This is a genomic window from Secundilactobacillus paracollinoides DSM 15502 = JCM 11969 (assembly GCF_001311135.1).
In the GTDB taxonomy this organism is placed as follows: Bacteria; Bacillota; Bacilli; order Lactobacillales; family Lactobacillaceae; genus Secundilactobacillus; species Secundilactobacillus paracollinoides.
Window position 1 is genome coordinate 1 of sequence record NZ_BBAG01000102.1, and the last position, 5,240, is coordinate 5,240.

The 5,240-nt window shown below is 34.1% G+C and carries 5 protein-coding genes; 2 read left to right on the plus strand and 3 right to left on the minus strand.

The window, feature by feature from the left end; genetic code table 11:
• Positions 1–760: 760 nt before the first annotated feature.
• Positions 761–1,771 carry an ADP-ribosyltransferase gene (locus tag JCM11969_RS15830; RefSeq protein ID WP_054712761.1) on the plus strand — a complete coding sequence of 337 codons (1,011 nt, stop codon included), beginning with the start codon at positions 761–763 and terminating at the stop codon, positions 1,769–1,771.
• A gap of 45 nt (positions 1,772–1,816) precedes the next feature.
• On the opposite strand, the gene JCM11969_RS15835 is transcribed toward JCM11969_RS15830, so the two are convergent.
• The 3 genes from JCM11969_RS15835 to JCM11969_RS15845 all read right to left on the minus strand — a co-directional run bounded on the left by JCM11969_RS15835 (position 1,817) and on the right by JCM11969_RS15845 (position 2,978).
• A complete protein-coding gene (locus JCM11969_RS15835) occupies positions 1,817–2,068 on the minus strand; it encodes a hypothetical protein (RefSeq protein WP_054712764.1) in 252 nt (83 codons plus the stop codon).
• The gene (locus JCM11969_RS19445) at positions 2,068–2,304 is read right to left on the minus strand and encodes a hypothetical protein (RefSeq protein ID WP_034529682.1); all 237 of its coding nucleotides are present in this window, start codon (positions 2,302–2,304) and stop codon (positions 2,068–2,070) included. The genes JCM11969_RS15835 and JCM11969_RS19445 overlap by 1 nt, the downstream gene beginning before the upstream one ends.
• A 110-nt stretch (positions 2,305–2,414) precedes the next feature.
• Entirely contained in the window at positions 2,415–2,978 is a 564-nt protein-coding gene (locus JCM11969_RS15845; protein ID WP_054712767.1) for a DUF536 domain-containing protein, read from the minus strand.
• A gap of 664 nt (positions 2,979–3,642) precedes the next feature.
• Between JCM11969_RS15845 and JCM11969_RS15850 the strand changes: the two genes are divergently transcribed.
• On the plus strand, positions 3,643–4,743 hold the full coding sequence (locus JCM11969_RS15850; RefSeq protein ID WP_082409436.1) for a replication initiator protein A: 1,101 nt from the start codon (positions 3,643–3,645) through the stop codon (positions 4,741–4,743).
• Positions 4,744–5,240: the final 497 nt, after the last annotated feature.

Sequence of the window (5,240 nt, forward strand, 5' to 3'; positions counted from 1 at the left end):
GGTTTATTAACTCTTGTAAACTGCATTAAGGCAAAAGCTAAAACAAAATAAATTATATTTAAATAAACGTTATACAAGTAATACATAAGCATACACAAAAGCACCACTGAGATTCCAAAACCAATTAATGAAATCCTCTTTTTTATTTTTAAATTTGCCAATGGTTCACCTTCTAATCTATGGGCTGACAGGTATGAATCAATCACTAGTACTTACCTTGAATATTTCACGTTCCCCTTTTATTTTGAACGACCATAGTTGACTAATTATTTGAAAAGACTATGTCAACCAACTAAACCGTTTAATTTAACCCTGCTGTAGCTTGGCAACTTAACCTAATAGATCCCTACTCATAATCAGTTTTTCAGGCAAGCTGTGGAACACTTATTTGTAACTAATAAAATTAGTCACTTTTAGTGATTACAATAGGGTAGACCCTAAGAAAATTCCAAGACTTTTTTACATAAATTTCTCGATCAAATAAATAATCAACGGTACAAAAATCCCCGCTGCCACCAAAGAAATCAATGCATAGTTTATGTGAGTTAAATTATCAATTCGATGTTCATTTTCGATGGAATTAGTCAAAATTTTATCCGCTTTTACATTTAAATCAGCTTGGCCATTTAACTACTGTTTAATGGGTAGCTTAGAATACTGGTATAGCAATATTTAAAAAGTGAAGGCACGTTTATTTGACTGTTATTTTAAATACCATCGTGATATACTAAATATCAATTTCACTAAAGGAGTTTTCTACATGTCAAATTATAATAAAGCTTTAGCGTTTGCAGTTACCTTAACAGCACTTTTTACTTTTCCCAACACCGTAAATGCTAAAACAAACGTGCCAACAACTAAAATACCCAAAAGCGAATCAATCTATGTCATTAAAAGTAACACTGATTCCCATACATATAATTTTGGAAAAAAGCAATATGTAACAGAAAAAGTAACCACCGCTTATGGTTTAAATAATCAGCAGCCAAATTATCAAGATCCAGTTTCGATTTCTAAAAATGTTGTCTTAACAGTGGTTAAAAAAATGCCTGGGGAAAATGGATACTTAGTCAGTATTCCTGGGAGCTCGGAAAACTTCTTCATTAAGAACATAAACGATTATACGTACTCCACTAAAACCATCACACTGACTAAAAACGGTCAAAAGAAATTGTTAAAAAATTCTTTCAAATGGTCAAAAACCTTAAATAAGAAGAAACTAAAAGCTCTTCGATACTACACAGGCAATGGATACACAAATATAAATACAGCACTAAGAAATCCCAATAAAAATATTGCTAAAAAAATAAGCGAAAAAATAAATTTAATTAAATACAGTATTGGGACGTTTAAACTAACTTCCCCTTTAACTGTATACAGAGGTACCTCGTTAGAAGGCTTAAAACAATCTTTATCTGGTAAAGCAATTGCAGATGGTGAGCAATATGAAGACCGTGCTTTTTCATCCACAAGCATTAATAAAATGATTGCAACTGGCTTTTCTAGTAAAGTTATTTTAAAAATTAACTTACCGGCAGGCTACCACGGTGCCTATATTGACCCAATTTCCGAAAACAAAGGCGAAAAAGAATATTTGCTAAAAAATGATACTAAATTAATTACTACTAAAATTCAAAAAGTTAAAACTCATACTATTTCTACGATGAAGTTTGTAAAAACTAGTTCCAAAGGAAAAATCATTTCTCAAAAAAATAAGAAGCATAGTTCAAATGGTGCTTATTGGCTGATTACACTCAATTTAGAAAACTAAAATCATATGTATCAAAGCTGAGATTTATTTCCCAGCTTTTTATTTTTACATAAATTTCTCGATCAAATAAATAATCAACGGTACAAAAATCCCCGCTGCTACCAAAGAAATCAATGTATAGTTTATGTGAGTTAAATTATCAATTCGATGTTCATTTTCGATGGACTTGGCCAAAGCCTTATCTGCTTTTTCATTCAAATCAGCTTGATCATTTAACTGCTGTTTAATGAAAGAAATATCTTCTTTAATTCCAATTAGCATTTCAGTCATGTTAATTTCGTCAGGAACTTCCGTCATTATTTAACACCAGCCTTTACCGCAAAGATAAACTTAACTTTGTCCTTATTAGCTGTATAGTACCCAGTTGGCGTAGAAAGTCGATAAATCTCACCATATTTCTTAGGTGTACTGGTTGTTCTATCAATTAGCAAAATATTTAAGATGTCTGGTATTTTGTTCAGAATAACATTCTCATGAATATCATTTGAGTCAAAAATTTTGTTACCACTTGCTTGTCTTTGATAATTTTCCATATTCAAGCTCCTCCAAAGTTTAATTTAATATTTTATACCTTTCTCTCGTTCAGGCGCGAACTACTTTATTCAGGGTACTAGTTAACCAATCATTTTAGTTAGCATTAAGACTACTTCCAAAAATGCCACCAGCTATTATTCGTTTTGTTTTTAAATGGTTTTTTGTGTTTTTCATCAATATCAGCAACTTCATTTTGCTTGTCGTTTTTATTCTTGTTGTGACTGGCATTGACGTTATTCGACAAGGTATCGCCTTTGTCGTTGGATTGTTGCTTTTTAGTTGAACTAGAGGGTTCAAGCAGGCCACTCAATTTCCGCACGTGTTCTTTTAATTGACGTTTTTCTGCAACAGTTGCTATCTGTAATTTTTGCTGCTGGTCTAAGGCTTGTTGTAATTTTGCAATTTGTTGATCTTTAACATCAAGTTGTTTCAGCAAGATATGATCAATATTTTTGTCCTTGTCGTTTTCAGCTTGCCGATTTGGTTGTCGTTCTTGTCGTTTTTGCTTGTCAAAATTAGCAAGCATCTTAACGCCTTGATTGTCTATTTCTAGATGGTTTTTGACTTTATAAGTGTGTTTGCTTCGAAAGCCATTAATGCTATTAATACGTTGGTTAATGGCTTGTTTTGATAATTTCAATTCTTCTGAAAGTTGTCGAATAGTCTTGCTCAATAGTTTCACCACCTAATTAATCCGCCTTAAATTATAAGTTAAAAACGACAAGAACACCAATCGACAAGCAAGGCTTAAACTTGTTGTCGTTCTTGTCGTTTTTTTAAGCTAAGTATCAATTTATTAAATAGTCTATTTGCAAATTAAGGTTTACCGGTTAGTAAGCGCTATGCTAGACTATAGTTAATTTAACAATCAAATATTAAAAGATCAGGCTAATAAATAAAAGAGATCCCAATCCATTTGGGATTGAGATCTCTTTTATAGTATTAGCAAGTAGCTCATACCAGCTACTTAGATTCAGTCGATTTTGACTTCCCGGAAAAAATCGACTGAAATATTGCTTTTAACTTTGTAGGATAATTATACCGCAGACTAGTCTATGAGGACAAGGCTCGGATAGTTAAAAAACAAAATTAAACTCAATGGACTAAGTAGCTAGTAAAAGCTGACTAGTCCATTTTTATTTGTTGTTAGAAATTAAAAAAGTTGCCGATTAGGCAACCAAGCAAGATCCATGCTGATAAATTACAAAGTTCTCACAGCAAATGACTGCTTTGTAATTCAGTTAGAGCATATCAGATTTGTATTTTAAAGCAAATCAAATGTTTTAGCAACTCTCTTTGAGCCAGCATGGGTCGAGTACAGAAAGGGAGTTTTTATAATGGAGCAAACAAATTTCAAGTTTTATCAAGCTGACAACGTTTATGGGGCCTTGTTCTTTCAGTTTCCCAAAGTATTGATGTACGGCGAACAATATCGGTATTTAAGTAGTGAAGCCAAATTAGCCTATATGGTGCTGAAAGATCGGCTCGAGTATTCCTTACGCAATCACTGGGTTGATGAGGAAGGCCACGTCTACTTTATTTTTACCAATCAAGAATTAATGGATCTATTCAATTGTTCAAAGGGAAAATTAGCCACCGTTAAGAAAGAACTCGAAAAAGCTGGCTTGCTTTATCAAAAAGCCATGCATTTTAATCCCAAAACAGGGAAAAATGAACCCAACCGACTTTACCTGGCCGAACTAGATATGCGATCAACGGACGTCTATTTACGCGGTGAATATGGCCAAAAAGAGCCGCAAACCCTTGCTACGAGCGAAAGTCTAAAAAATAGACCTTCGCGGGAGACCGTTGAAACCCTTGCTACGAGCGAAAGTCTAAAAAATAGACCTTCGCGAAAGTCCGTTGATGACACCCGGCAAACCCTTGCTACGAGCGAAAGTCTAAAAAATAGACACGATCTAGATAAAGAACCTAAAGAGAGAGATAAAGATAGATACAAGATAGATACTCACCAGTTGGACTTTTCCACAGCTAATTACACACCAGCAGAAATTAACCAGCAAAACCACGATTTAGTTAGTCATGCCTATGACTTTTTAACTGACGCCGACACAGGTCAGCTCTTTTTAGAGCCGTCAGCCGTTCAACTCTTGAGCTTTTGGTGCCGAACACCGCAACAAATGCGTCGCTTCATTGGCATTATCTTAAATGCTAAGTATGCCATTGAAAAAGCCCACAAAGACCTCGGCGTTTGGATTACTTTAGATGATCCCGAACTAAAGTCCCTAATGACCAAGACATTAAGACGCTACTTCAATGCCCTGAGAAGCAACGAGAAACATATCAAGAACGTAGAGAATTACTTGTATGGCACCATGCAAAATCTGTTTAGCATTTACTGGAACAAAAAAGCCAACGCTAAATATCAAGCTGAGCATCCTGAAACAGGTCAGCATCAAGCAGCCCTCTTTAATTAGCTCTAAAATCGTTTCTCAGCCGTTTTAGCCATGGACTATATATTTATATTAAAATAGTGATTGAATTGCCTATACAAACAAAAAACGGGCAATTTTAGCCGGCTTAGCCAACTTGAATCAGCGGGCTAATCATTTTTAAATGATCACTGATTGACTAGTTTAGCTTAAAAATGCGCTTAGCAGTCTTCAGGGGGGAACTATGCTCTTTTTTAGCTACATGAATTAGCAAGAATAGTTTTTTATATTGATTAAACTGAGTATGAGCAACTTGTTCTAGGAGGCGTGGCTTTATGAGTAAAAAGATTTGGATGATTATTTTTCGTTATTTGTTAGCGATTGGCTTATTTTTAGCTATAGTGCATTATTTGATAATCAAGATCATGATTTGATTAGATCAACTCTTGTTTTTGCTATATGTCTTGGCCTTGCTATTATTCCATTTAGCCATAAGACCAAAAGCAAAAATAGTTTAAGGGATATATAAAATTGATATTCTT